Below are 25,497 nucleotides of genomic sequence, written 5' to 3' on the forward strand. Positions count from 1 at the left end.
ACAAACATCACTTCCGGGGATAGCCGCGCTCCACGAGCGACGTCACGGCGTCGACCACCTGCGGCCCTTCGACCAGCACGGGGTCGTTGTGGTCGGCGCCGGGCACCTCGACCAGCCGGGCGGACGCCGCGGCAGCCACCTCCCGGCTCTGGGCGGGCGCGACGAGCGAGTCGCGGTCACCGAGGACGACCACCGCCGGCACCCGCAGGCCCGCGACCGTGTCCCGGACCGGGAACCGGTCACGCAGCAGCAGCCGCACGGGCAGGAACGGGTAGGCCTCGGCGCCCACCGCGGCCAGGTCGGCGAACGGTGAGCGCAGGACCAGCCCGGCGGGCGGGAGCTCGCGCGCCAGCTCCGTGACCACGGCGCAGCCCAGGCTCTCGCCGTAGAAGACGAGCCGTTCGCGCGGCACCCGCCGGTCCTCGACCAGGAAGCGGTGGGCCGCGCGGACGTCGAGCGCCAGGCCGGCTTCGCTCGGGTCACCCGGGTTGCCGCCGTAGCCGCGGTAGTCGAACAGCAGCACGGCCAATCCCGCCTCGGCGAGCTTCGCGGCCAGCGAGGCGCGCCCGGCCCGGTTGCCGCCGTTGCCGTTGGCCACCAGCACGGTCGCGGCCGGGTCCCGGCCCGGCGGCTGGACGAACCAGGCGCCCAGCTCCAGGCCGTCGGCGGTGTGCAGGCGGACGTCTTCGGCGCCGGGCAGCACCTTCGCGGCGGCGGGCGGCGATGTGGTGTCCGGCAGGTAGATCAGCCGCCGCTGAAACGCCCAAAAGAGCGCGAGCACCACCACGACGACCACCAGGATCACCAGCAGCACCCGCACGGCGACGGCCATCGGGCCAGGCTACTGCGGCGGCACGGCGAGCGAGACGCACGCGCTTTACGACCCCCGCGGCCGGGCAGCGCCCAAGTCGGCCAGCAACGCCGTGGCCGCGCGCCGGCCGGACACCAGCGCGCCCTGTACCGACGGCGTGTCCCGGTGGTCACCGCAGACGTACCGGCCCGGCGCCACCCGTACCGGCCGCCGCACCGGCGCGCCCGGCCCGAACACCGGCAGGGCCCGGGGTAGTGCGTAAGTGCCGACCAGTCCCCAGTCGCGCGTGTCGACGCCGTAGAGGTGCGCCAGCCGCGCCCGCACCCGCGGCTCGAGGCCCGGGTCGGCGTGGCCGGGCACCGACGCCGTGACCAGCGCCGACCCCGCCGGGGCGTACCCGGGAGCCACTTCGCTGAGCACCGCCGTGTTGACCAGCAGCTCGTCGAGCCCGTCGACGAGCAGGGTCGGCGACCGCAACGGCGATTCCGCGGCGGAGTAGTAGAACGTCGTCACGGCGTGCCAGCCGGGCGCCTCGACCCCGGGCAGCAGCCGCGCGGCGGTGTCGCCTTCCGTCGCCACCACGATCGCCCGCGCGGGCAGCTCACCCGCGCTCGTGCGCACGCCGTCCGCGGTGACCTCGGTGACTTCGACGCCGGTGCGGACCACGTCCGTCGGCAGCATCGCCGCCAGCTGACGCGGCAGCGCCTGCATGCCGTCCGCCGGCAGCACCCCGCCGCCGCGCAGGAAGCTGCGCCAGATCAGGTGGAACATCCGCGCGGACGTGTCCAGCGCCGGATCGAGGAAGACCCCGGCGAGGAACGGCCGCAGCACCTGCTCGACCGTGTCCGGCGACAGGCTCCGCAGCTCCTCGGCGGTGCTGCGGCCGCCGTCGTCCCCGGCGACCTTCAGCACGTCCCGGGCGGCCAGCGCCGCCAGCCGCACGCTGTCGCCCGGATGCCTCGCGGCGAACCCGGCGACCCCGCGCAGCGCGGACACCCCGTGCCCCGGCCCGGCCAGCAGACGCCGTCCGCCCGGCGTCATCGCGATCGTGCCGCGGGTGAACGGGCGCGGCCGCAGCGCCGCCACGTCGGCCAGCCGCCGCAGCGCCGGATAGGCGGGCAGCAGCACCTGGAACCCGCGGTCGAGCCGGAACCCGTCGACGACGTCGGTGCGGACCCGGCCGCCGACGTCGTCCCCCGCCTCGAGCACCGTGGCCCGGACGCCGGCCCGGTGCAGGGTCACCGCGGCGCTCAGCCCCGCTAGGCCTCCCCCCACGACGACCACCTCGGACGCACCCGTCATGCCCGCTCCCTCCGTCCACCGGAGAGTGCCCGGTCCGCCGGCGATCAACCGGTCACCGGCGAAAACCACCGCCGACCGGTGCTCCGGTGCCGCTCGGCGCACACCCACCGCCGATCCTGTTACGGATCACGGCCGGTGCGCGACATCATCGTCGAACCTGACGGGAAGCGTGGTCGATGGGTGAACGGGAAGTGCGGCTGCGGCTGGGCACCCGCGCGGTCTCGGTGCCGGCCGGGCACGCGCGTGAGGTGCTGGAGTACGCCGGGGTGACGGTGCTGCGCGTCGAGGACGGCACGGCGGTCGAGCAGGCCTGGGTGCCGGTCGGCACGGCGCCGACGTACGCCGACGACGAAGCGCTGATCGCCGCGTGGCACGCCGCGCTGCAGTGGACGAAGTCAGCCGAGCGGCCACGGTGCGGCTGCGGACATCAGGCCGATCATGCCCGCGACCAGGCGCATCTGCTCCACGGTCCGGATGTCGGCCTCGACGAGCCGCGGTGAACACACCAGCACCGCCAGTGCCTGCGCCCGCGAAAGCGCGACATTGAGCCGGTTGCGCGAAAGCAGGAAGTCGAGTCCGCGCGGCAGGTCGACCGCCGACGACGACGTCATCGTGGTGAGCACGACCGGCGCCTCCTGGCCCTGGAACCGGTCGACCGTGCCGACCCGGACACCGGGGAACCCGCCGTCGGCCAGGGCGCGCGTCACCGTCCGGGCCTGCAGGTTGTAGGGCGCGACGACGACGATGTCGGCGTCGCCGAGCGGCCGGGTCTCGCCGCGGTCGGTCCACGGGCGGCCGTGCAGCCGCGCCACGACGTCCACGACGGCGGCCGCCTCCTCCACCGAGCGGGTCGTGTTGCCGTGGTGGTCGACCTCGGTGAGGTACAGCCCCGCCTCGATCCCGTCGAGGGCACGCTCGGCCGCCGACGGGTGGGCGTGCAGGCGGCCGGCGTAGGACAGGTTCGACACCGGCTCGCACACGGCCGGGTGCATGCGCCGCGTCTCGTCGAGGAAGTACCCGAGCGAAGGCGGCATGATGTCGGCCCCGCCGATGAGGTGCCCGAGCGCCGACGCCTCCGCGCCCGCCGGGTGCGTGCCCTGCACGACCTGGGGCAGCTGCTGCGGGTCGCCCAGCAGCAGGACGTTCTTCGCGCACATCGACACGGCGAGCGCGTCAGCGAGGGCGAACTGGCCGGCTTCGTCGATGATCAGCAGGTCGAAGGGCTCTTCGCGGATCGCCGCGTTCGCGAACGTCCACGCCGTGCCGCCGACCAGGTGCCCGGTGTTGTTCTCCTCGCGCCACTTCACCAGCGCGGGGTTGCTCTTCGGCTGCTCCCACGGCACCGCCGGGTCCGGCGTCCGCTTCGCCCGCTTCGCGCACGGCAGGCCCGGCGCGGTCTTCTTGGCCGCGCTCAGCACGTTCTCCACGGCCTTGTGGCTGGTGGAGGTGACCGCGACGGTCCGCCCGGCGCGCACCAGGTGGGCGATCAGCTTCCCGGCCAGGTAGGTCTTGCCCGCCCCCGGCGGCCCCTGCACTGCGAGCGCCGAGCCGTCGAGCGCGTCGACGGCCTCGATCACGGTGGCGACCAGGTCGTCCCCCGGCTCCGGCAGCGCGGCTCCCCCGCGCAGCCGCGGCGGTGTCCGGCGCAGCAGGTCGACCCCGGGATGGTCCGGCAGCACCGGCAGCGCGTCGACGACGAGCCGGGCGAGGTCGGCGACCGCCTCGTCCTTGGGCGAGGGCCGCACCGGGCTGCCCGGCAGCACCGCGGACGGCCGGTCCGTGGTCGTCGCGTCCGGCGGGCAGCTCTCCTCCAGCGTCAGCTCCACGGCCGACGCCGCGACGACCTTCGCGTCGCGGGCGGTGTCGCCGTAGCGCAGCCGGACGTCGTCGCCGGGGGCGAAGGGGTGCGGCCGGTCCGGGTCGCACGCGAGCCGGAGGGTCCGCTTGGCGTTGCGGACGCGCCCGGCCGGCGGCACCCACTCCCCCGCCTCCAGGGAGACCGGCACGGTGCAGGCGGTGTCGACCTCGAGGTCGCCGAGCGGGGCGGCCAGCTGCCGGAAGTACTCCCACCACGCGGGGTTGGTCTCCCGGCGGTGGTAACCGACGGACGCCGCGAGCAGCGCCCGGGCCCGCTCGTCGGCGGTGAAGGCGCCCGGGTCGTCCGGCAGCCCGTCGAGCAGCGGGTCGACGAGCGCGGCCAGCGCCGCCGCGCGTTCGGCGCGCCGCTCGGCGGCGAGGTCTTCCTCGGTCTGGCGGATCAACGCGTCTTCGGCGGACTCTTCGACCGGTTCCGGGAGCTCGATGCCGGCGTCGGCGCGGACCTGGTGGAGGAACTCGAACAGGCGCAGGGCGGAAACGCAGTCGTACTCGGTGTTCTGCGCGATCCCGCGCAGGGCCTCCTCGGCGCGTTCCGGCTGCCCGGACAGCGTCAGGTACTCCTCGTAGGCGTCGACGTCCGAGAGCGCGGTCTTGCCACCTTCCCGGGCGCCGGGCAGGTAGAGCGCTTCGAGGTACCGGATCGAGTACGACCGCTGCGACACCCGCAACGCCTTGCGCACCACGGTGTGCAGGTCCACGACGGCGCCGCCGCGCAGCAGCTGGTCGACCTCCTCCTCACGCGTCCCGTGCACCGCCGCGAGCCGCTTGATCGCGGTGACCTCGTAGGGCGCGTAGTGGTAGACGTGCGAGCCGGGGTGCTCGGTGACGCGGGCCGTGGCGAAGTCGACGAACTCCTCGAACGCCCGCTTCTCCTGGGCGCGGCTGTGCGCCCAGAACGGCGTGAACCGCCGGTCTCCGTCGGTGGTGACCGCGCCGAAGAGGTACTCCAGCCCTTCGCCCGCCAGCGCGTGCGGATCACCCGCGAGGTCGAGGAAGAGGTCTCCCTCGGCCGGCGCGGGCAGTTCGGCGAGGGCTTCGGGGGCGACGATCTCGTAGGAGATGTCGCCGGTGGTGTCCTGCCGGACCTGGAGCGCGGCCTGGGCGCGCAGGTTCGCGTACGACGTGGCCGACAGGTCGCGCGGGCGGTCGGCGGGCCCGGCCGCGGCGAGCGCGTCGATCGAGCCGAGCCCGGCGGCGACGAGCTTGCGGCGCTGGTCGGTCCGCATCCCGGCCACGAGCGAAAGGTCGCGGTCGGCCTCCCGGGCCGTCGTGCAGTGCTGGGCGAACCCGCAGCCGGCGCAGGCCGGGCGTTCGTCGGCCCAGAGGCGGTCCGGCAGCCGGGGTTCGCGGTCGTGCAGCCGGGTCCGCAGCCGGTCGACCAGCGGCCGGAAGTCGTCGACGCGCAGGGTGCGGACCCCGCCGTCGCCGAGGCGCAGGTGCATGAGCGGGCCGGCGGGCCACCCGCCGCGGCGCAGCGCGTCGGCGAACGCCGTCAGCCGCACGACGGCGGCGGGCTCGGCGAATCGCGCCGGGGTGGTGTCGTGGACCTCGTAGCGGCCTTCGCCGTCCAGGACCAGGAGGTCCGCGTGGCCCGAGAACTCCCCGTCGTGCAGGACGGCCTGGTGGATCACCATCGCGCCGGAGCGCAGGGCCTCCTCGGTCGCCTTCGCCGCGTCCCGGCGGTCGGCAGCCGGCCTGCTGGGCCCGGGAGCGGGCCGGGGCGCGCCCGGCAGGCCCGCGGCCAGCGCCTGCTTCAGGATGCTGCGGTGCTCGCATTCGAGCAGGTCGGCGAGGTCGGCTGGGGTGTACATCGCCGCGAAGTCTGACACGGCCGGCTCCCCCGGCCGGAGCACAAGGTGGTCGACACGCCGGTGTCACAGCCCGCCCCCGGCCGGTGTCTTGAGGCCGACGAGCGAAGGAGACACCCATGAACACCGAAGTGGTGGTGATCGGCGGCGGGTACGCGGGCGTGATGGCGGCCAACCGCCTGACGCGGCGCGACGACGTCCATGTCACCCTGGTCAACCCGCGGCCCGACTTCGTCGAGCGCATCCGCCTGCACCAGCTGGCCGGCGGCACCCACGCCGCGCGCACCGGCTTCCGGGACGTCCTGGCCGCCGACGTCCGGCTGGTCGTCGGCACGGCCACCGCGATCGACCCGGCCGGCCGCACCGTGACCCTCGCCGACGGCGACCCGATCGGCTACGACTACCTCATCTACGCCGTGGGCAGCCACGACGCCCGCTCGGACGTGCCCGGCGCGGCCGAGTTCGCGCACCCGCTGGCCACTTTTGAGCAAGCGCAACGGCTTCACGCGGTGCTCGAAGCCGCTCCGGGCGCGGCGGTGACGGTGGTCGGCGCCGGGCCCGCCGGCATCGAGACCGCCGCCGAGCTCGCCGAGAACGGCCGCGCCGTGACCCTCGTCTGCGGCGGGGAGCTGGGCCCGTACCTGCACCCGCGCGGACGGCGTGCGGTGGCTCGCCAGCTGGCCAGGCTCGGCGTCACGGTCCTCGGCGACGCCACCGTGACGGCCGTGACCCGCGAGGGTGTGCGGCTCGACGACGGCCGAGAGCTCCCGGGCCCGGTGACCGTCTGGACCGCCGGGTTCGGGGTCCCCGACCTGGCCGCGCGCAGCGGGCTGAGCACCGACCTCGCCGGTCGCCTGCGCACCGACGAGACGCTGACCAGCGTCGACGACGACCGGGTGATCGCGGCCGGCGACGCGGCGACGCCGTCGGACCTGCCGTTCCGGATGGGCTGCCAGTCCGCGGTGCAGCTCGGCCCGCAGGCCGCCGCGACCGTGCTGGCCCGGATCGCCGGCGCCGAACCGGCCTCGATCGGGGCCGGGTTCGCCGGCCAGTGCCTGAGCCTGGGCCGCGGGCGCGGCGTCTTCCAGTTCTCCCACCGCGACGACCGGGTGGTCGGGCTGTACGTCGGCGGCCGCCTGGGCGCGAAGCTCAAGGAGCTCGTCTGCCGGAGCACGGTCTGGCAGCTGGCTTACGAGGCCCGCAAGCCGGGGGTGCGCAAGTGGTGGGTCCACGACGGCAAGCGCGAGGCCCGGCTGCGGGAGCCGGTGCGCGCCTGAGGAGTCACGTTGCGCGCGCTGCGGCTGGTGGCGAACTCGAGCAGCACGGCGGTCATCGGCCGGCGTTTCCGCTTCCCGCGCCGGTGACGTGGCGGGACGCGGGGAACGAAGCGTGTCCGCTTTCCTGGACCACCCACGTGTTGCCGTCCGGGTCGGCGAAGCCGAAGAAGCTCGCGTGGTCCCTCCGGTCCGGGTCCACGCCCGGTGCGTAGTCCCCTTGCCAGTCCACGGACTTCTTGTGCCGCAACGCGTCGACCGGCACCCCGCGGCCGGCCAGCACACGGTGGGCCGCCTCGATGTCGGACACCACGAGGTAACCGGCGCGGGCCGATCCGGGGGCCGCGTCGGTCAGCCCGGTGCCGAGCTGGACCGACGCCGCCGAGCCGGGCGGGGTCAGCTGGACCACGCGGAAGCCGTCGTTCGGCTGGTAGTCGACGTCGAGGGTGAAGCCCGCTTGCTCGGTGTAGAACCGCTTGGCGCGGTCCACATCGGACACCGGAAGGGTGAGGACTTCCAGGCGGAACTCCGGCTCAGACAAGGGGTTCACCCCCGTCGACCCCGAGGGACACCCCGGTCAGGAACGTGCTGCCCAGCGCGAAGACCACGGCTTCGGCGATGTCTTCGGCGCGCCCGACGCGGCGCGCCGGGCTGGTCGCCGCGCGCGTGGCGAACAACGCGGCCTTCTTCTCGTCCCCGAGGGCGTCGTACGCGCCGGTGTCGATCGTGCCGGGTGAGATCGTGTTCACCCGGATCGGCGCCAGCTCGACCGCGAGCCCCCGCGTGAGGACGTCCACCGCCGCGTTGGTGGCGCCGACGGCGAGCATGCCGGCCGCCGGCTTGCGCGCGGAGGAGCCGGAGAAGAAGACGAAGGAGCCGTCTTCCGGCATGCGCGGCGCGAAGTGCTTGGCCAGCAGGAGCGGGCCGAGCACCTTGACGTCGAACGACCTGAGCACCGTGTCGTGGTCCAGGTCGCCCACCGTGCCGCGGGCCCGGGCCGACGCGGTCGAGACGACGTGGTCGACCCGGCCGAGCCGCTCGGCCAGGGCGGCGACGGCGGTTTCGGCGGTCAGGTCGACGGCCGCCGTGGTGACGTCCGGGTCGTCGTACGCCTGGGCCAGAGCCGCTTCGTCGCGCCCGGCGACGACGACCTTCGCCCCGGCTTCCCGCAGCGCGAGCGTCACCGCGCGGGCGATGCCGCCGCCGCGGCCGACGACGAGCACCCGGCGATCCTTCAGTGAAGTCATCTCAGTTCCCTTTCACGGCAAGCAGTTCGTCGGGGTCCAGGCCGCGGTCGATGCCGTGCGGGGTCACGGTCTGGCCCGGTTCGAGCGCGAGCTTCCGGCCGTCGAGGGTCACCTCGACGACGTCCGGTTCGAACGACACGAACCCGGACACCCGCTCGACCTCCGGCCACGCGTCCGGGTACGACCAGGCGGCGCGCTTGCCGGCCCCGATGTCGTAGTACCCGGCCAATCCCTTGTAGGGGCAGAACGTCCGGCCGTCGACCGGGGTCAGGGCGTCGAGGTCGATGTCTTCGCGCGGCACGTACCAGCGCGGCGCGAAGCCGGATTCGTAGAGCACGACCGGCCGGTGGGTCTCGGCGACCACGCGGTCGCCGTCACGCACGACGAGGTGGCGCGAGGTCTGCCGGATGTCGACGCGGTGGTACGGGTCGGCCGCGTGCCCGACGATCCGCTCGTCCTCCTCGTAGAAGGCCTCCATCGCCCGCCAGGCGAAGGCGACGCGGTCGCGCAGGACGTCCGCGTGGCCGGGCAGGCCGGTGTGCCGCCAGGCGGCGCGCGGCGCCTGCTCGCCGGCCGCCCGCACGGTGAACCACCCGGTCGGGCCGAGGTCGCGGTGCGTCGTCGTCCGGTCTTCCGCCACGAGCGCGTCCTCGCGGACGTCGGTGAGGGGGAAGTACGCCACCGGGTACCGGCCGGGTTCGTGCAGCAGCACGACGTCTTCGCTGTCGGCGATCCACTCCCCGCCGAACCGCACGCGCATCCGCCGCCGCAGCGGCTCGGCGAACAGCATCCGCTCGGGCAGCGGCTGTTCGACCAGGAAGTGCCCCACCGCCCGGGTGGCAAGCGGTCCCTGCTGCCAGGCCAGTCCCATCGTCTCGCTCCTAACCTTTATTACTTGATTTGATGGTTAGACACACAATCACCCGTCGTGTAACCTGTCAAGTGTGAGTTTGGAGGTTAGAACGATGGTGGACGAGAACCTGCTGCTCGACCTGCTGAACACCACCCCGGTGCGCGACGGGGTGCCCGGCGACGACCTCGCCGCCGCCGCGGCGGGCCACGACTGGCTGGCCGCCCACGGGCAGCCGGCGACCGACGACGAACACCGCGCGCTGCTCGAGGCGCGGTCCGTGCTCCAGCGGATCGTGCGCGGCCAGGACAAGCCCGCTTCGGCCGCCCGGTTCGTCGACGACGTGAGCTACCGGGCCGCGTTCGGCGACGACGGTGTCGAGTGGCGGCTCGACGTCCCGCCGGGCCGCTCGGCCGCCGCGCGGGCCGTGCTCGCGTGGGACGAGCTCACCAAGGCGAGCCCCGGCCGGCTGCGCCCGTGCGCCAACCCGGAGTGCCGGCTGTTCCTCATCGACCACAGCAAGCCCAACAGCGCCCGCTGGTGTTCGATGGCGGTCTGCGGCAACCGCATGAAGGCCCGGCGGCACTACCAGCGCTCCCGCCCGGGCACGGCGGACTGAAGGAGACGACCGTGGCGCGCCTGGTTTCACTGAACGTCGGGATGCCGAGGGACGTGCCCTGGCAGGGCAAGACCGTCCACACCGGAATCTTCAAGCACCCCGTCCCCGGCCGGCTCATGGTCCGGCGGCTCAACGTCGACGGCGACGGCCAGGGTGACCTGGGCGGCCACGGCGGCGAGAACCGCGCGGTGCTCGTCTACCAGCGCCAGTCCTACGAGCACTGGCGGCGTTTCCTCGGCCGCGACGACCTCGAGGACGGCCAGTTCGGCGAGAACTTCACCGTCGACGGCCTGCCCGACGACGAGGTGCACATCGGCGACCGGTACCGCATCGGGGAGGCCGAGTTCGAGGTCACGCAGCCGCGCGTCACGTGCTTCCGCGTCGGGATGCGCCTCGGCGAGCCGCGGATGCCGTCCTTGCTGGTCGCGCACCACCGGCCCGGCTTCTACCTGCGCGTCATCACCGAAGGCCACGTCGAGGCGGGCGACGAGATCGTCCGCACCCGGACCGGCCGCCACGAGCTGAGCGTCGCCGACGTCGACGCGCTGCTCTACCTGCCCGGGCGCGACATCGAGGCGCTGCGCAAGGCCGTCGACATCCCGGCGCTCAGCCCCGGCTGGCAGGGGTCCTTCCGCGACCTGCTGGCGGCGGCGCCCGCGCCGGAGCCGAGCGGGTGGCGGGGTTTCCGGCCGTTGCGCGTCGAGCGGATCGTGCCCGAAAGTGCCACCGTCGCTTCGATCCACCTCGCCGCCGTCGACGGCACGCCGCTCCCCCGGCCCGTGCCCGGCCAGTACCTCACCCTGCGCGTCCCCGGGGCCGGCGACCCCGCGCCGGTGCGCAGCTACTCCCTCTCGGCGGCGCCGTCCGACCGGGAGTACCGCATCAGCGTGAAGCGCGACGGGCTGGTCAGCGGCTACCTGCACACGCGCCTGACGGCGGGCGCGGAGGTCGACGTGGCCGCGCCGCGGGGCGACTTCGTCCTGGCCGGCGGCGACCGGCCGGTGCTCCTGGTCTCCGCGGGCATCGGCGTCACGCCGGTGCTGGCGATGCTGCACGCGCTCGCCGCGGACCGGACCGAGCGGGAGGTCCGGTGGCTGCACACGACCCGTTCGGCGGCCGAGCACGCGTTCGCCGCCGAAGCGCACGAACTGCTGGAGAGCCTTCCGCACGGCCACGAAAACGTCTTCTACACCGCCGAAGACCCGGCGCCCGGTGTCCCCGGCGCCACCCGCGGCCGGCTGACCGCCGACGCACTGTCCACTTTGGACCTACCCCTCGATGCGACGGCGTACTTGTGCGGCCCGGACGCGTTCATGACCGCGGTGCGCGAAGCCCTGGTGAAGCTCGGCCTCGACCCGGCCAGCGTCCACAGTGAACTGTTCGGCGGCGTGTCCGCGATCAACCCGGGCATCACCGACGCCGTCCGCACCACCCCGCACCCGCCCACGGGCGCGCCGGGCGCCGGTCCCGCCGTCACCTTCGCGCGCAGCGGGCTCACGGTGCCGTGGGACGACAGTTACCCCAGCCTGCTGGAGCTCGCCGAGGCGTGCGACGTGCCGACGCGCTGGTCGTGCCGCACCGGCGTCTGCCACACGTGCGTGACGCCGGTGCTGTCCGGTGTGGTCGGTTACGAGCCGGAACCGCTGGAACCGCCCGCGGACGGCGAGGCGCTGGTCTGCTGCGCCCGGCCGCTCGACGCTGTCGTCCTGGACCTGTGACGGGGCAGGAAAGTCCGCCCGATCGGTCACGCGTGTCCCGCTAGGCTGAAGTCCGGAGCCGAGGGGGCGCTTGTGCGGGTGTTGCTGACGGGGTTGCCGATCCGGTCCCACCTCCTGCCCGCGCTGGTGCCGCTCGCCCGGGCCGCGCAGGCCGCGGGCCACGAGGTCGCCGTCGCCACCGGCCGGGCGGCCGCGGCCGACGTCGAACGGCACGGGGTGCCGGTCGTGGTGCTGCCGGCCTTGCTCGCGCCCGGCGAAGTGGCGCCGGAGCCTTCGGTGCTGGAGAAGCTGCGTCAGTGGCGGCCGGAGGTCACCGGGCCGCTTTTGGTGCCCCTGTTCGACGACACGATGACCGCGGGGTCGGCCGCGGACATCGTGGAGGCGGCGTGGCGCCCGGACGTGATCGTGCGCGAGACCAACGAGTACGGCGGGCTCCTGGCCGCCGAGCTGCTCGGGGTGCCGTCCGCGGTGGTGGACATCGCGCCGCTGACCACGCGGCTCGTTCCCGATCTCCCCGGCCGGCTGGACGCCGTGCGCGGGCGGCTCGGCCTGCCGCCCGGCGGAACGGCCGCCCGGCTGACCGCGGGTCTGCTGCCCGAGCCGTGGTACCCCGAGGAGCTGCGCGGGCCGGGCCACCGGTACCACCGCGTCCCCGAACCGGCCGTGGCCCCGGCCGAGGACGGCCCGCGGGTGCTCGCCGCCTTCGGCTCGAACCTCCTTTCCTTGCTGGCGCCGGAATCCGAGCTGATGTCGATCACCGTGGCGGCGCTGGGTTCGCTGGGAGTCCGAGCCGTCGTCGCCCTGGGAAGTGACGAGGCGGTGGCGTCGTGGACCGGCCCGCGCCCGGCGAACGTCGAGCCGGCGGGGTTCGTCCCGCAGCGCGCGTTGCTCGCCGCGTGCGACGTGTTCGTGACGCACGCCGGGTTCAGCGGTGTGCGTGAGGCGCTGACGGCCGGGGTGCCGATGGTGACGGTGCCGTTGTTCGCCGACCAGCCCGCGAACGCCGCCCGGGTGCACGAACTGGGCGCCGGGCTCCAGGTGGACGCCGCCGGACTCACGCCGGAAGCCTTGGCCGCCGCGGTTTCGCGCGTCCTCGACGAGGGTTCGTTCCGCTCGGCCGCGGAGGGCTTCCGGCGTCGAGTTCTCGAGCTGCCGCCGATCAGCGGCTTCGTCACCGAGCTGGAAGCCCTGGCGTGACGGCTCCCGCGGCTTCCCGAACGGGGTGCAGCCGTCCCCGTAAGAACGCGACCACCTCGCGACGCGCGGGCCGGGCGGCCGAGACCAGGCCCGGCACACTCAGGAAACTGTGGATCGCCCGGGCATAACAGCTCAGACGCGCGTCCGTCCCGGCTTCGCCGAGCTGCTCGACGTACCGGCGGCCGTGGTCGTCCGCGGCGTCCAGCGCGCCGGTGACGACCAGCGTCGGGAGCAGACCGGCGAGGTTCTCGAGCTTCACCGGTGACACGGTGCGCGTCGAGCCCGGGAGGCACGCTCAACCGGCGGGCGGCGCTCCACTCGGAGATCGACAGCCCCGGCCGGCCGGAGTTCGCGGCGACCGACGGGTAGTCGTGCGCGGTCTCCGTCCAGTCCGTGCTCGGGTAGACCAGCACCTGGGCGCGCAGCGGCAGCCCGGCGTCGCGGGCGCGCAGCGCGACGAGGGCGGCGATTGTGCCGCCGGCACTCTCCCCGAGGACGGCGACCGCGCCCACGTCGACACCCCTAGCCGAAGGGGTCTTCGACGAGCCGGACGAGCGTGTCGTACCCGTCGTCGACCGGTGCGGGCAGCGGGTGCTCCGGCGCGAGGCGGTACTCCACCGAGACCACGATCGCCGGGCAGCGGGCCGCGATCCGGCTGTGGAGCCAGTCGTTCTGCGCGGCCGTGCCGACGAGGAAACCCCCGCCGTGGAACGAAAGGACCAGCGGCAGCGGCCCGGTGGCCCGTCTCGGCCGGTGCACCCGCAGCATCAGCCGGCGGCCCGGCAGGTCGAGGGTCGTCTCTTCGATGCGCGCGCCGCGGTCGGGCAGCCCGGTGACGATCCGCGTGACGCGCGCCCGGCGCACGCGGTTGACCTTCTCGCGCGCGGCGATCACCTGGGCGTCGGTGAACGTCTCCCAGTCCACGGTGTCCCTGAGGACGATCCGGGCGCGCAGCGGTGCCTTGTCTCGCATGGTCTTCTCCTTCGGCCGGCACCCGGGCGGCCCCGGACCGACCTGGACGCGACCGTGTTCGCGGCCGCCCTGCGCTCAGTGCACGAGCTCGGCTACGCGGGCGCGACGATGGACCGCATCGCGGCCGAAGCGGGCGTCGCGAAGACGACGCTCTACCGGCGTTGGCCGTCGAAGGGCACCCTGATCACGGACTGCCTCGTCGCCGCGCTAGGCCCCGCGCCCCTCGACGGCGCGAGCCCGGACGAGATCGTGGCGTCGGCCATCCACTGGGTGGCGGCGAAGATCGGCGAGCCGGGCGTGGGCGGCGCGTTCGCGGGTGTGTTCGTCGACGCCGTCAGCGATCCCGCCCTGCGCGAAGTCCTCTCCACGCGGCTGCAGGACCCCTACCGCCTCGCGCTGCAGGAGGCGCTCGGCGAGCCGGAGCACCGGGTGCTGTTCGTCATCGACGTCATCGTCGGCACGCTGCTGCACCGGATGGGCATGACCGGCCGCCCGATGGCCGAGGCCGACGTCACCGAGCTGGTCGAGATGATCCGGCGCGTCCTGCGCTAGCCGTCCCGCCGGTCAGAGGCAGGGCGGCCGGTAGCCGTCGACGCGCAGGCCGCGGAAGTCGAGCCGGTTCGGCGTCTTGCCGACGAAGACCAGGCCGCGCGCCTCGGGCAGCGCGGAGGCGAACGAGTAAGTGGGTGTGCCCAGCTCGGGCAGCGACGTCCAGTTGCGCGGCGCGAAGCTGAAGAACTTCGTCACGAGCTTCCCGCGCGTCGACGGCACGAGCGTCAGCCACTTGTCGCCGCCGCTCCAGTGCGAGGCCGGGCGGAGCTGGACGTAGAGGTCGTCGGTGGCGCTGTAGGTGAGCCAGAACCCGGCCGAGTGCGAGAGATCGGCCTGCGCCTCGAACTGGTTGCCGAGCCACACGACGGCGACGTGCCACTCGGCGTTGAGGAAGTCGATCTTGGCGGCGTAACCGTGGTGTTCGCGGACAAGAAGGGTCCCGGTGGCCGGGACGGTGGTGCCTTCACCGCTGGCGAGCCACTGCTGAAGCCGGTCGATCGAGGGTGTCGCGCACTCGCAGCTCGGCCTTTGAGCGGCCTCCGCAGCGGGGGTGATCAGGGAAAACACCAGCAGTGAGGCGAAAACCGCGAACATCCGGCGCATGCCGGGGAAGTTAGCACACGGGATGTGCCGTGCGTCACGGAATGCCCGGCGATCTTGGGCGCTACAGAGAAGTGGAAACCGTTCGGACCCCAGGGAGTGCCATGTCCGCCACCACCACGCCGGAAGAGACGGCGACCACGCCGGTCGTGCCCGTTCTCGACGACTTCGACTTCCCGCTCACCGACGGCGCGGCCTGCCGCATCGACGACCCGGACTGCGAAGCCTGCCAGTGACGGATCCCCGCCGGTCCCCCGCGGGGCCGGCGGGTACTAAAAGGTTTAATCAGAGCCGGTGGCTGACCCAGTCCTGGGCCTGTGCTCGTTCGGCGAGCCCGGCCAGGAGGGTGTTGATCGCGCTCAGCTCGTCGGGATTCAGCAGCCCGGCCCACCGTGATTCGCGCCGGTTGTGCTCGCGGAAGGTGGCTTCGAGCCGCCGCTTCCCGGTTTTCGTGAGGGACAGGACAACGCCCCGGCGATCCCGAGGGTCGGGGGCGCGGTCGACGAGCCCGGCGGCAGCAAGGGTCTTGGCGAGGCTGGAGACGGCGGCCCGGCTCATCCCGGCCACCTCGGCGGCCCGCCCGGCTTCCTGCGGCCCGGCGACCCAGACGGTGAAGAGCAGCCGAAAGGCCGACCAGCTCCACCCGGCGGGGCGGTGCACGGTGGATTCCAGGTCGTAGACGACGGTGTTCGCGACGCGGTGCAGCAGCAGCACCATGGTCATGGCCCGCCGGTCGGTGTCGGGAAGACGACCGGCGGTGGTGTCGACGGCGGTGTGGGCGAAGGAGAGAAAGCCGGTAGTCTCTCGTCTCGGGGCACCTTGGGCGCTACCGGTTGGGCCGCTGTCGGCCAGGTCTGGGATCGCAGGCACGCCCCCTGGCTCAACGCCGACTGCAGCCAGACCCGCCCCACGATCGACCGAGTCCGAGACCGCAGGCACCTCCTCAGCCTCAACGCCCACCGCAGCCAGACCCGCCCCACGATCGGCCAGGTCCGAGACCGCAGGCACCTCCCCAGCCTCAACGCCCACCGCAGCCAGACCCGCCCCACGATCGGCCAAGTCCGAGACCGCAGGCACCTCCCCAGCCTCAACGCCCACCGCAGCCGAACCCGCCCCGCGGCTGGCGAAGCCGATGGCTGCGGCTTCCCGCACGCCGCCAGAGTCCTCCCCGGCGAAGGCCGCTAAACCGGCCGCACCACCGCCCGGCCCGTGACCAGCGAAATCGCCCCCCTCACCGACAACCGCGGGCGGGGCGAGGCCATCGAGAAACGCTTCCACCACCCGCCGCTGCAACTCCGGTGTTGTCACGCCAGGCGTCAGCAACGCGTGCACCTGCAAGCCGTTCAACATCGCGAGGAGCTGCTCCACCAGCACCTCGTCGGCCGCCGGTGACACCACCGAGCCCGCCGACCGTCCCTCCCGGAGGAACCCCGCCATCCTCCCGCGCCACTCCGTCATCGCCGCAACGAACACCGACTCCAGCTCCACCTCCGCGAGCGCGCGTTGCCAGAACGGCAGCACCACCCGGGCCTCGAGCTCCGTCACCTCGTCCGCGGGCAGGACCTCGCGGCAGAACACCCGCAGCCCTTCGAGCCCGGTCGCGGCGCCCAGCCGGCCGGCGATGCGGGCGTTCGTCGCCTCGAAGACGTGTGTGAACGCCGCCTTGACGATCGCGTTCTTGTCCGGGAAGTAGTGCTTCAGCGCCCCGTGCGCCATCCCCAGCGACGCGGTGATCTCCCGCATCGTCGCCGCCTCGATGCCGCGCTTCGCGATCAGGCGCCACGTCGCCTCCGCGATCTCCGCGCGGCGCCGGTCGTGGTCGATCTGCTTCGGCACGGCGCACCTCCCCGGGCCGTCTGTACCGGTGAAGTGACCGCCGGCCCTGGTGTTCGCGGCGGGTTTGCCGCACTCTTCAGTCTACACGTGGAGAAAACAGGAGCCGCCCGATGTCCGACGTCCATCCGCTCGCCCCGCTGACCGCCGACGAGATCTCCGCCGCCCGGCAGGTGCTCGCCGACGCCGGTCTGCTCCCCTCGACCGCGCGCGTGGTCTACCTCGGCCTCGAGGAGCCACCGAAGGAAGCTCTCTACGGCGGGCAGCCGGCCGACCGCGTCGTCCGGGTGCTGCTGCACGACGTCGCCGCGCACGGCGGTCACGACGTCCTCGTCTCCCTCACCGCCGAGAAGCTCGTCGCCGAACGCCGGCTCGACCCCGCGGCCGACGGCCAGCTGCCGGTCCTCGACGAAGAGTTCGGGCTGGTGGAACAGATCCTCGCCACCGACGAGCGCTGGCTGGCCGCGCTCGCCGCCCGCGACCTCGACGTCGCCGAAGTGCGCGTCGCCCCACTTTCGGCCGGGGTGTTCGAGTATCCCGAAGAAGTCGGCCGACGCATCCTGCGCGGCCTCGCCTTCGTCCAGCGCCACCCGAAGGACCACCCCTGGGCCCACCCCGTCGACGGCCTGGTCGCCTACGTCGACGTCGTGGCGAAGACCGTCGACCAGGTCATCGACACCGGCGTGGTGCCGGTGCCCGAGGAGCCGGGCAACTTCGACGACCCCGCCGTCACCGGCCCGCCGCGGACGTCGCAGAAGCCGATCGAGATCACCCAGCCCGACGGCCCGAGCTTCACCCTCGACGGCCACCACCTCGAGTGGGAGAAGTGGTCGCTGCGCATCGGGTTCGACGCCCGGGAAGGCCTGGTGCTGCACCAGATCACCTTCGACGGCCGCCCGATCGTGCACCGGGCGTCGATCGCCGAGATGGTCGTGCCCTACGGCGACCCGTCGCCGGTCCGGTCGTGGCAGAACTATTTCGACACCGGCGAATACCTCATCGGCCGGTACGCGAACGCCCTCGAGCTGGGGTGCGACTGCGTCGGCGACATCACCTACCTCGACGCGGTGATCGCCGGCGAGTCCGGCCACCCCCGGACGCTGCCGAACGCGATCTGCCTGCACGAAGAGGACTTCGGCATCCTCTGGAAGCACACCGACCTCTGGGCGGGCTCGGCGGAGACCCGCCGCCAGCGCCGCATGGTGCTGTCGTTCTTCACCACCGTCGGCAACTACGACTACGGCTTCTACTGGTACCTCTCCCTCGACGGCACCATCGAGTGCGAGGTCAAGGCGACCGGCGTCGTGTTCACCTCGGCCTACCCCGGCGCCGGTTACCCCTACGCGTCGCAGCTCGCCCCCGGCCTCGGCGCGCCGTACCACCAGCACCTGTTCAGCGCGCGCCTGGACATGATGGTCGACGGCCCGGCCAACCTCGTCGAGGAAGTCGACGTCGAGCGCGTGCCGACGGGCCCGGGCAACGAACGCGGCAACGCCTTCACCCAGCGGCGCACGCCGCTGCGCACCGAGTCCGACGCCCGGCGCCTGGCCGACAACCGCAAGGGCCGCGTCTGGCACATCTCGAACCCGGGCTCGCGCAACCGGCTCGGCGACCCCGTCGCGTACGCCTTGCTGCCGGAGGGAAACCCCGAGCTGCTGGCCGACGAGGACTCCTCCATCAGCCGGCGCGCGACCTTCGCGACCAAGCACCTGTGGGTCACCCGGTTCGACCCCGCCCAGCGGTACGCGGCGGGCGACTTCGTCAACCAGCATCCGGGCGGCGCCGGGCTGCCGGAGTTCGTCGCCGGCGACCGCGACATCGACGGCCAGGACCTCGTCGTCTGGCACACCTTCGGGCTGACGCACTTCCCGCGCCCGGAGGACTGGCCGATCATGCCCGTCGACCGCACCGGCTTCCGGCTCCGGCCGGTCGGCTTCTTCGACCGCAACCCCGCCCTCGACGTGCCCCCGACCCGGAACGCGTGCCACGGCTAGGGACCCGCCAGCAGCTCGAAGTCCGCCCGGCCGGAGCGGACGCCGTTGATCTGCAGCTCCAGCGCGTGCGCGCCGGGGTGGTAGCGGCGCGTGGTGATCACCCGGAAGGAGTGCTCGCGGCTCAGCTCGTAACTCTCGCCCGGCCCGAGGACCTGGGTGGTGAGCTTGAACGTCTTGCCGGTCGTGGTGCCGTTCGCCTTGCGGTGGTGGACGACGTAGTCGATCGCGAGCCGGGCGGGCTCGGCGTCGAGGTTGCGCACGGTGGCCCGGAAGGTCAGCGCCGCGCCGATCGCCACCGCGTCCGCCGACAGCAGGGGGCCGGTCACGTCGACGCGCGCGGGCGCGAACCCGAGCAGGCCGAGCGCGCCTGGGTGGCCCTGCTTCACGAGCGTGCGCAATGCGTGCCGCACGAGTTTCCCTGTCGCAGCGGGGTTTTCGCCCGGTTCGGCCAGCCATTCCGCCGCCGTCGCCACGACCAGGTCCGGGTCGCGGCGGCTGATGTCGTTGAGGTGGTTGGCGACCGAGCGCCGGACGTACTCGCTTTCGTCGCGGTACAACGCGTTCAGGATCGGCAAAGTCGCCTTCGGCTCGGCCAGGATCCCCGGCACCCGCACCGCCCACGGCAGCATCGGCCGGGTCCCTTCGGACGCGAGCCGCCGGACGTCGTGGCTCTCCGAACCCGTCCAGCCGATGATGGCCCCGAGCGCGCGGTCGAGGTCGTGGTCGAGCAGGATCCGCAGCGCGAACTCCGAGGTGAGCCGGGGTGTCAGCGCCGCCAGCAACGCGAGCGCGTCGTCGAACGCTTCACCACTTCCCTGTTCGACGGCCTTGACCGCGACCGCGCTGGTGACAGGCCAGATCAGCCAGCCGGTGAACGTCGGTGCCTTCTCAGCCGCGACGCGCATGGTGGCGGCGAAGGAGGCGTAGTCGCCGGGTAAGTCTTCAAGCAGCGCATCACGCAAAAGGTCGCTTCGCTCGCGAAGCGACAACGGCGCGAGAGCGGCCTCCGCGGCGGCGACGGCACCCGGTTTCGACCGCGGCACCGCGACGCGCAAGGCCGCCGCGAGATCGCGCACGGTGCGGGCGCCGATCAGTTCGTCGGCGAATGGCATGAAGACCTCCGGTCGGGCAGCGGGTCGAGCACGGCGATCATGACACGGGGGTACGACAGTTTCCGCGCGCTCACCGCCGCCGGGCCCGGTTCGTCTCGCGGACGACCGCCCAGGCGTCCGCCACCGGGCCCTGGTGCGCGAGCTTGCCGTCCCGGTCGCGGAAGAACGCGCCCGGCCGGCCGTTCAGCTCGCACGCCTCGATGGAGCCGCCGATCCGGGCGAACGGCGCGACTGGCCTCGCCGGCACCCGGGCCACGTTCTCCGCGCCGAACGGGCCATGCCCTCACAACGGCGCCTTTCCCCCGCTCGCGCCGGTCCGCCGCGACATCAACAACCACACCGGACACCTCACCCCCGCGCAGGGCGCGGCGACCGTGGTGCGCCTGGCCACCTCGGCGCGGACGGGCCGACCGGCGGGTTCTTCGGCGAGGACGGTTCCGTGCCCTGGTGACGGCGTCGCGACGTAGGCTGGCGGCATGCGTCGTCTTGGGGGAATCGTCGCCGTCGCGGGCCTGCTCACCGCGGTTTCGGCCTGCTCACCGGACTCGCCGAAACCATCACCCACCACCACCACCACCACCACCACCACCACCACCGCGGCGCCGGTCCCGACGCCGCCGCGGTCGTCCGACGCCCCCGCGCTCGGCCCCGGCCCCGTGACGGCGCCGCACACCACCCCGCAGCCACCACCGCCGACGTCACCCGAAGCGATCACCTCGGCGTGCCCGTTCCTCGGCATCGGCGACATCACCCGGGCGATCGGCGCCGACTGGGGCGCGCACGCCGTCGAGGCGAAACCGGACCAGCGGGCGCGGCCGGTCGTGTACCGCTGCGACTACGCGAGCTTCACCCGGAGCACCACCGCCTACGAACTCCTCGTCACCGCCTTCCCCGGTGCCACGAAGCCGGACACGGCGGTGCGCCGGTTCACCGGCGAGTGCACGGCGCCGGCCACCGCCGTCGCGCCGGACACCCGGCTCTGCGAACTTCCCGACCGGGAGAACGACGGCCCGCCGCAGCACGAAGTGCGGCTGTTCGTCACCAAGCAGGCCCACGGCCAGACCCGCCTCGCGGTCCTCGACCTGCAGGCGACGCGCCAGGACGTCTACCCGGTGCTCGCCGGGCTCCTGCACGACCGGCTCTGACGGCGGTCAGGCGACCGGCGGCGTGCCGTGGGTGTGGAACGACTCGATCGTCTTCAGGCCCCACGCCTGGCCCTTGGCCCGCTCGGTCTCGGTCCACGTGACCGGCTCCCAGTCAGGCGCGAAGATCAGCCGTCCGGTGGGGTTGCACAGCTCGATCCGGTTGCCGCCGGGTTCGTAGAGGTAGAGGAAGAACGTCTGCTGGATCGCGTGCTTGTGCGGCCCGGTCTCGATGTGGACGCCCGCGTCGAGCGCGATATCGGCGGCGCGCAGGATGTCCTCGCGGGTGTCCGTGGCGAAGGCGATGTGGTGCAGCCGACCGGTCGTCTTGGTCCAGTCGTTGGTGTAGACGAGGTCGTAGGACTTCTGCGCGAAGTGCGTCCACTGCCCGGAGATCACGCCGCTGTCGAGCCGGATCTGCTCGGTCACGCGGCCGCCGAGGACGTCGCAGACGAACCGGCCGTTCGTCTCCGCCTCCTGGGCGAGGTAGTTGACGTGGTCGAGGCGCCGGACGCCGACCCCGCGCCCCGGGTACGCCTGCGCCTGGTTCTTCAGCGCGGGCCGCAGGTGTCCGGGCGGGTCGTACCGCTCGGTCTCCCAGTAGAGCTCGAGCTCGTGGCCGTCCGGGTCGCGGAAGAGGTAGGTCGGGCCGATGCCCGTGTCGCCGTCGACCCAGCCGATGCCGAGCCCGCGCTCCTCCAGGGCGGCGACGCGCCGCTTGAGGGCGTCCTCGCTCGAGGTGCGCAACGCCGTCCGCCCGACTCCGGAGGTCCGGGCCGCGGTGAGCTTCAGGCTGTGGTGCTCGTAGTCGTCCCAGGTGCGCAGGTACACCGAATCGCCGTCGGCGCCGTTCTCGGTCAGCCCGAGCACGCGGACGAAGAAGTCCAGGCTCTTCTCCGGCTCCGGGGTGCGCAGTTCGACGTGCCCGAGGTGCGCGATTTCGTGGCGGGGCGAGGGATCGGGCATGGCTGTCTCCTCAGGAGCGCGGGAAAACGTTGCCGTCGAACAGCTTCCTCGCGGTGCGGATGACCGTCGAGCGGCTGACCCGGGGCGGGTTCACCGTGGTGTCGAGCTCGATGCCGACGGCCAGCTTCCCGCTCGGGTGCTCGATTTCGACGGGCTCGCCGGGCTCTAGTAGCTCGCTCCCGACGGCGCCGTCGAGCAGCAACGCCGTCACCACGCTGACGCCGCCGAGGACGCCGATCGAGGGGTGCGGCTTGACCGGGATGAACGTCCGCGTGCAGATCGCGCCGCCGTCCCGGGGCGCGGCGACGAGCGTGGTCTTCGGGATCGAGCTGCCGCTGACGTCGCCGAGGCCCATCAGCTTCCCGGCTTCGACGCGGAGGGTGTCGATGCGTTCGGCGAGCGCTGGGTCGGCCAGCTCGTCGGTGGTTTCGTAGCCGGTGACACCGAGATCTTCGGCGCGCGCGACGACGACCGGCATCCCGTTGTCCACACAGGACACTTCGATGCCGCCGACGTCGTCGCGGACGTTGCCGGTGGGCAGCAGGCTGCCGCAGACCGAGCCTTCGGTCTCGGTGAAGTCCAGCTCGACGGGGGCGGCGGTGCCGGGCACGCCGGAGATGGCGGTGCCGCCGCTGTAGTCGACTTCACCGCCGGGAGTGGCGAAGGTCGAGTCGGCGACAGTGCCGGTGTTGAGCAGCCGCACGCGCACGGTGGTGCGCTCTTTGCCGGCGGCCACGAGCCCGCGCTCGACGGCGAACTGGCCGACGCCGGCGAGCAGGTTGCCGCAGGTCTGGCGGTCCGAGACGGTCGGTTCCTCGACGCCGAGCTGCAGGAACAGGTAGTCGACGTCATGGCCGGGTTCGGCGGCCGTCGAGACGATGGCGACCTTGCTGGTGACCGGCTGGGCGCCGCCGACGCCGTCGATCTGGCGGGGGTCCGGGGTGCCCATGATGCGCAGCAGGAGGTCGTCGCGTTCGGCCGGCTCGGCGGGCAGGTCTTCGGCGAGGAAGTAGGCGCCCTTCGACGTTCCCCCGCGCATGAGCATGCAGCGCACGCCGGTCATGCCTGCTCCTTCTCGTACTCCTCGGCGGTCAGGTACCGGACGCCTAGGCTGTCCAGCTTCTCGCGCAGGCCGTACCGATCGAGCCCGAGCTGGCCGTTCGCGAAGGCTTCCCTTGCGGCGGCTTCCTTTTCGAGCCTGGCTTGGCTCGCTTCGAGTCCTGTTCGGACGTCCTCGCGGCGGACGCGCATGACTCCGTCGTCGTCGGCCAGGATGGCGTCGCCGGGGCGGACGAGCTGCCCGCCGAGGACGACGGGGACGTTCACGGCACCGGCGGTCGCCTTCACAGTGCCCTGGGCGCTGACGGCCGCCGACCAGACGGGGAAGCCCAGCTCCCGCAGCTCGGCGACGTCGCGGACGCCGGTGGTGGTGACCAGGCCGCGGACGCCGCGGTGGCGCAGGGCGGTGGCGAAGAGTTCGCCGAAGAGCCCGTCGGTGCACGGCGAAGTGGTGGTGACGACGAGGAGGTCGCCTTCCCGGCACTGTTCGACGGCGGCGTGGATCATCAGGTTGTCCCCGGGCCAGCACAGGACGGTGACGGCGGTCCCGCCGACACGCACGCCGTCCTGGATCGGCCGCAGCTCGGAGCCGAGCAGCCCGGACCGGCCGAGCGCCTCGTGAACGGTGGCAACGCCGTAGCCGGCGAGGCGAGTCATCTGCTCGAGGTCGGCGCGCGGCGGATCGGTGACGATGACGGGCTTCATACGGGATACGGTACGGTTCGGTTGACGAAATTGTCAACAATTTTGGTGAGGATGATGGCGAGCAGGGTGGTGGAGAGGCCGTGAACAGGAAGTGAGCGGACTCTGGCGGCGCTTTGCCCGCCCGACCGTGGCCGAGCGGGACGCCGGGACGTGCTCGGTGATCGCGCGCAGGCCGCCGGGCCTTCCAGCCACCGCAGTGAGTGACTCGTTCATGTCACCAGGCGCCATGAACGAGTCACTCACATCGCCATCCCAAGCCGGATCACGGGTGGAGCGGGGAGACCTCCGCGTCCGCCGCCTTGAGGGCCTCGATCACGCTGGCCAGGTGCACCCGCGCCGCCTCCGCGGCCCGCTCGGGATGGTGCGCGCAGATCGCGTCGATGATCGCCAGGTGCTCCGGGAGCGAGACCTGCGGGCGGCCCGGGCGCATCGCCAGCCGGAACTGGTGGCGCACGCTCTGGCCGCGCAGCCTCTCCAGCACCTGCGCCGCCGTGTGCTGGCCGCTGATTTCGCGGACCCGGCGGTGCAGCCGCTGGTTGAGACCCGAATACCCGACGACGTCACCGGTCGCCACCGCCGCCTGCATCCGCTCGCCGAGCTCCTTCAGCTCGCCGACTTCGGCGTCGTTGATGCGCTCGGCCGCCTTCGCCGCGCACAGCGACTCGAGCATCATCCGGACTTCCGAGATCTCGACGGCCTCCTCCAGCGACACCGCGCGCACCCGGGCGCCGCGGTTCTGCACTCGCTCGACGAGCCCCTCGTTCGTCAGCTCGATCAGCGCGGCGCGCACCGTCGCCCGGCTCGCGGCGAACTGGCCGGACAGATCCGCCTCCACCAGCCGCTGGTTGGGCACGAACTCGCCGCGGACGATCGCGTCGCGGATGGCCGCCACCACGGAACGCTCCCCCGGCTGCCGGTCCGCAGCACTCTCGGTCATACCCCGACTCCGTTTGTTGACAATTTTGTCGAGAACATCGTGTACTCGATCGTAGCTTGTAGAGAGGATTCTGCTATGACCGGAACCATCGCGGTACTGGGACTCGGCGAGGCAGGCAGCGCGCTCGCCCGGGACCTGGCCGCCGCCGGGGCCGTCGTGCGCGGGTACGACCCCGCCGTTCCCGCCGCCGAGGGCGTGGTCACCACCGGCTCGGAAGCCGAAGCCGCCGACGGCGCCGACCTGGTGCTCAGCGTGAACAGCTCGGCAGCGGCCGTCGACGCGCTCGAAGCCGGCCTCGCCGGGATCAAACCCGGCGCGGCCTGGGCGGACCTCAACACCGCCTCCCCCGGCACCAAGCGCAGGCTGGCCGGCATCGCCGCGGACCACGGCGTGCCCTTCGCCGACGTCGCGATCATGGCGCCGGTCCCGGGTCGCGGCCTGCGGGTCCCGATGCTCGCCACCGGCGCCGCGGCCGACACCGTCGCCACCACGCTGAACTCCTTGGGCGCCGCGGTCGAGGTGATGGCCGGCGAGGCCGGGCTCGCCGCCGAACGCAAGCTGCTGCGCAGCGTCTTCTTCAAGGGCATGTCCGCCGCGGTGGTCGAGGCCCTGCTGGCCGCCCGCGCCGCGGGCTGCGAAGACTGGCTGCGCAAGATCATCGTCGACGAGCTCACCGGCGCCGGCGCGTCCACTGTGGACAGACTGGTCGACGGCTCTTTCAAGCACGCCGTCCGCCGCACCGCCGAGATGGCGGCCGCCGCGGAGATGCTCGGCGAGCTCGGCGTCCGCGCAGACATCGCCGGCGCGGCTCGTGACCAACTTTCGCGGCTAGGCACTGTCCTGTAAGTCATCGGAGCCAGAGCACGATGGCGGCGATGGTGAGTTCTGCCTGGTAGTAAGCGGCGCGTTTGGCATAGCGGG

General features: G+C 73.1%; 25 protein-coding genes and 1 pseudogene. 10 read left to right on the forward strand and 16 right to left on the reverse strand.

Going from position 1 to position 25,497, the window contains the following annotated elements:
- Positions 1 to 7: 7 nt before the first annotated feature.
- Positions 8 to 832: an alpha/beta hydrolase gene (locus tag ACZ61C_RS35825; protein ID WP_465312328.1), complete on the reverse strand. Its 825-nt coding sequence runs from the start codon at positions 830 to 832 to the stop codon at positions 8 to 10.
- Between the two features lie 45 nt (positions 833 to 877).
- Positions 878 to 2,113, reverse strand: coding sequence for an NAD(P)/FAD-dependent oxidoreductase (locus tag ACZ61C_RS35830; RefSeq protein ID WP_465312329.1), 1,236 nt, complete (start codon positions 2,111 to 2,113; stop codon positions 878 to 880).
- 176 nt (positions 2,114 to 2,289) lie between these two features.
- Between ACZ61C_RS35830 and ACZ61C_RS35835 the strand changes: the two genes are divergently transcribed.
- Complete coding sequence (locus ACZ61C_RS35835) at positions 2,290 to 2,613, forward strand: hypothetical protein (RefSeq protein WP_465312330.1); 324 nt, start codon at positions 2,290 to 2,292, stop codon at positions 2,611 to 2,613.
- On the opposite strand, the gene ACZ61C_RS35840 is transcribed toward ACZ61C_RS35835, so the two are convergent.
- A complete protein-coding gene (locus tag ACZ61C_RS35840; protein ID WP_465312360.1) occupies positions 2,509 to 5,802 on the reverse strand; it encodes a TM0106 family RecB-like putative nuclease in 3,294 nt (1,097 codons plus the stop codon). The genes ACZ61C_RS35835 and ACZ61C_RS35840 overlap by 105 nt on opposite strands.
- A 116-nt stretch (positions 5,803 to 5,918) precedes the next feature.
- Between ACZ61C_RS35840 and ACZ61C_RS35845 the strand changes: the two genes are divergently transcribed.
- Positions 5,919 to 7,076 (forward strand): NAD(P)/FAD-dependent oxidoreductase, encoded by a 1,158-nt coding sequence (locus ACZ61C_RS35845; RefSeq protein WP_465312331.1) that lies wholly within the window; start codon positions 5,919 to 5,921, stop codon positions 7,074 to 7,076.
- Positions 7,077 to 7,128: 52 nt separating this feature from the next.
- On the opposite strand, the gene ACZ61C_RS35850 is transcribed toward ACZ61C_RS35845, so the two are convergent.
- From ACZ61C_RS35850 to ACZ61C_RS35860, 3 genes are read right to left on the reverse strand one after another with little or no spacing between them, the layout of a single operon-like run.
- Entirely contained in the window at positions 7,129 to 7,623 is a 495-nt protein-coding gene (locus ACZ61C_RS35850) for a VOC family protein (RefSeq protein WP_465312332.1), read from the reverse strand.
- On the reverse strand, positions 7,607 to 8,320 hold the full coding sequence (locus tag ACZ61C_RS35855) for an SDR family oxidoreductase (RefSeq protein ID WP_465312333.1): 714 nt from the start codon (positions 8,318 to 8,320) through the stop codon (positions 7,607 to 7,609). The genes ACZ61C_RS35850 and ACZ61C_RS35855 overlap by 17 nt, the downstream gene beginning before the upstream one ends.
- A gap of 1 nt (position 8,321) precedes the next feature.
- Positions 8,322 to 9,191 (reverse strand): DUF427 domain-containing protein, encoded by an 870-nt coding sequence (locus ACZ61C_RS35860; protein WP_465312334.1) that lies wholly within the window; start codon positions 9,189 to 9,191, stop codon positions 8,322 to 8,324.
- 94 nt (positions 9,192 to 9,285) lie between these two features.
- Between ACZ61C_RS35860 and ACZ61C_RS35865 the strand changes: the two genes are divergently transcribed.
- The 3 genes from ACZ61C_RS35865 to ACZ61C_RS35875 all read left to right on the forward strand — a co-directional run bounded on the left by ACZ61C_RS35865 (position 9,286) and on the right by ACZ61C_RS35875 (position 12,704).
- Positions 9,286 to 9,789 carry a CGNR zinc finger domain-containing protein gene (locus ACZ61C_RS35865; protein ID WP_465312335.1) on the forward strand — a complete coding sequence of 168 codons (504 nt, stop codon included), beginning with the start codon at positions 9,286 to 9,288 and terminating at the stop codon, positions 9,787 to 9,789.
- Positions 9,790 to 9,800: 11 nt separating this feature from the next.
- On the forward strand, positions 9,801 to 11,507 hold the full coding sequence (locus tag ACZ61C_RS35870; RefSeq protein WP_465312336.1) for an MOSC domain-containing protein: 1,707 nt from the start codon (positions 9,801 to 9,803) through the stop codon (positions 11,505 to 11,507).
- Positions 11,508 to 11,579: 72 nt separating this feature from the next.
- On the forward strand, positions 11,580 to 12,704 hold the full coding sequence (locus tag ACZ61C_RS35875) for a glycosyltransferase (protein WP_465312337.1): 1,125 nt from the start codon (positions 11,580 to 11,582) through the stop codon (positions 12,702 to 12,704).
- Here ACZ61C_RS35875 and ACZ61C_RS35880 read toward each other — a convergent pair.
- Positions 12,679 to 13,216 (reverse strand): annotated as a pseudogene (locus ACZ61C_RS35880) (alpha/beta hydrolase fold domain-containing protein). The gene ACZ61C_RS35875 and the pseudogene ACZ61C_RS35880 overlap by 26 nt on opposite strands.
- A 10-nt stretch (positions 13,217 to 13,226) precedes the next feature.
- Positions 13,227 to 13,676 (reverse strand): alpha/beta hydrolase fold domain-containing protein, encoded by a 450-nt coding sequence (locus ACZ61C_RS35885; RefSeq protein ID WP_465312338.1) that lies wholly within the window; start codon positions 13,674 to 13,676, stop codon positions 13,227 to 13,229.
- A 54-nt stretch (positions 13,677 to 13,730) separates the two neighbouring features.
- Between ACZ61C_RS35885 and ACZ61C_RS35890 the strand changes: the two genes are divergently transcribed.
- Positions 13,731 to 14,228 (forward strand): TetR/AcrR family transcriptional regulator, encoded by a 498-nt coding sequence (locus ACZ61C_RS35890; RefSeq protein WP_465312339.1) that lies wholly within the window; start codon positions 13,731 to 13,733, stop codon positions 14,226 to 14,228.
- A 12-nt stretch (positions 14,229 to 14,240) separates the two neighbouring features.
- On the opposite strand, the gene ACZ61C_RS35895 is transcribed toward ACZ61C_RS35890, so the two are convergent.
- A complete protein-coding gene (locus ACZ61C_RS35895) occupies positions 14,241 to 14,822 on the reverse strand; it encodes a hypothetical protein (RefSeq protein ID WP_465312361.1) in 582 nt (193 codons plus the stop codon).
- A gap of 110 nt (positions 14,823 to 14,932) precedes the next feature.
- Here ACZ61C_RS35895 and ACZ61C_RS35900 point away from each other — a divergent pair, with 110 nt between their 5' ends.
- The gene (locus tag ACZ61C_RS35900; RefSeq protein WP_465312340.1) at positions 14,933 to 15,064 is read left to right on the forward strand and encodes a hypothetical protein; all 132 of its coding nucleotides are present in this window, start codon (positions 14,933 to 14,935) and stop codon (positions 15,062 to 15,064) included.
- A 49-nt stretch (positions 15,065 to 15,113) separates the two neighbouring features.
- Here ACZ61C_RS35900 and ACZ61C_RS35905 read toward each other — a convergent pair whose 3' ends face one another.
- Positions 15,114 to 16,664 (reverse strand): TetR family transcriptional regulator C-terminal domain-containing protein, encoded by a 1,551-nt coding sequence (locus ACZ61C_RS35905; protein ID WP_465312341.1) that lies wholly within the window; start codon positions 16,662 to 16,664, stop codon positions 15,114 to 15,116.
- 110 nt (positions 16,665 to 16,774) lie between these two features.
- On the opposite strand from ACZ61C_RS35905, the gene ACZ61C_RS35910 reads away from it, so the two are divergent.
- On the forward strand, positions 16,775 to 18,655 hold the full coding sequence (locus ACZ61C_RS35910; protein WP_465312342.1) for a primary-amine oxidase: 1,881 nt from the start codon (positions 16,775 to 16,777) through the stop codon (positions 18,653 to 18,655).
- Here the strand turns inward: ACZ61C_RS35910 and ACZ61C_RS35915 are convergent.
- A complete protein-coding gene (locus tag ACZ61C_RS35915; protein WP_465312343.1) occupies positions 18,652 to 19,767 on the reverse strand; it encodes a DNA alkylation repair protein in 1,116 nt (371 codons plus the stop codon). The genes ACZ61C_RS35910 and ACZ61C_RS35915 overlap by 4 nt on opposite strands.
- A gap of 70 nt (positions 19,768 to 19,837) precedes the next feature.
- Positions 19,838 to 20,014 carry a hypothetical protein gene (locus ACZ61C_RS35920; protein WP_465312344.1) on the reverse strand — a complete coding sequence of 59 codons (177 nt, stop codon included), beginning with the start codon at positions 20,012 to 20,014 and terminating at the stop codon, positions 19,838 to 19,840.
- A 229-nt stretch (positions 20,015 to 20,243) separates the two neighbouring features.
- On the opposite strand from ACZ61C_RS35920, the gene ACZ61C_RS35925 reads away from it, so the two are divergent.
- Positions 20,244 to 20,912, forward strand: coding sequence for a hypothetical protein (locus ACZ61C_RS35925; RefSeq protein ID WP_465312345.1), 669 nt, complete (start codon positions 20,244 to 20,246; stop codon positions 20,910 to 20,912).
- Positions 20,913 to 20,918: 6 nt separating this feature from the next.
- Here ACZ61C_RS35925 and ACZ61C_RS35930 read toward each other — a convergent pair whose 3' ends face one another.
- The 4 genes from ACZ61C_RS35930 to ACZ61C_RS35945 form a co-directional block, all read right to left on the reverse strand.
- On the reverse strand, positions 20,919 to 21,875 hold the full coding sequence (locus ACZ61C_RS35930) for a catechol 2,3-dioxygenase (protein ID WP_465312346.1): 957 nt from the start codon (positions 21,873 to 21,875) through the stop codon (positions 20,919 to 20,921).
- Positions 21,876 to 21,885: 10 nt separating this feature from the next.
- Positions 21,886 to 22,938, reverse strand: a complete 1,053-nt coding sequence (locus ACZ61C_RS35935) for a 4-oxalomesaconate tautomerase (protein ID WP_465312347.1) — start codon at positions 22,936 to 22,938, stop codon at positions 21,886 to 21,888.
- Positions 22,935 to 23,639, reverse strand: coding sequence for a 4-carboxy-4-hydroxy-2-oxoadipate aldolase/oxaloacetate decarboxylase (locus ACZ61C_RS35940; protein WP_465312348.1), 705 nt, complete (start codon positions 23,637 to 23,639; stop codon positions 22,935 to 22,937). The genes ACZ61C_RS35935 and ACZ61C_RS35940 overlap by 4 nt, the downstream gene beginning before the upstream one ends.
- A gap of 262 nt (positions 23,640 to 23,901) precedes the next feature.
- Positions 23,902 to 24,576, reverse strand: a complete 675-nt coding sequence (locus ACZ61C_RS35945; RefSeq protein WP_465312349.1) for a GntR family transcriptional regulator — start codon at positions 24,574 to 24,576, stop codon at positions 23,902 to 23,904.
- Positions 24,577 to 24,651: 75 nt separating this feature from the next.
- Here ACZ61C_RS35945 and ACZ61C_RS35950 point away from each other — a divergent pair, with 75 nt between their 5' ends.
- Positions 24,652 to 25,422, forward strand: a complete 771-nt coding sequence (locus ACZ61C_RS35950) for a DUF1932 domain-containing protein (RefSeq protein WP_465312350.1) — start codon at positions 24,652 to 24,654, stop codon at positions 25,420 to 25,422.
- Positions 25,423 to 25,497 lie beyond the last annotated feature (75 nt).

Source organism: Amycolatopsis sp. NPDC104587, from assembly GCF_055583645.1.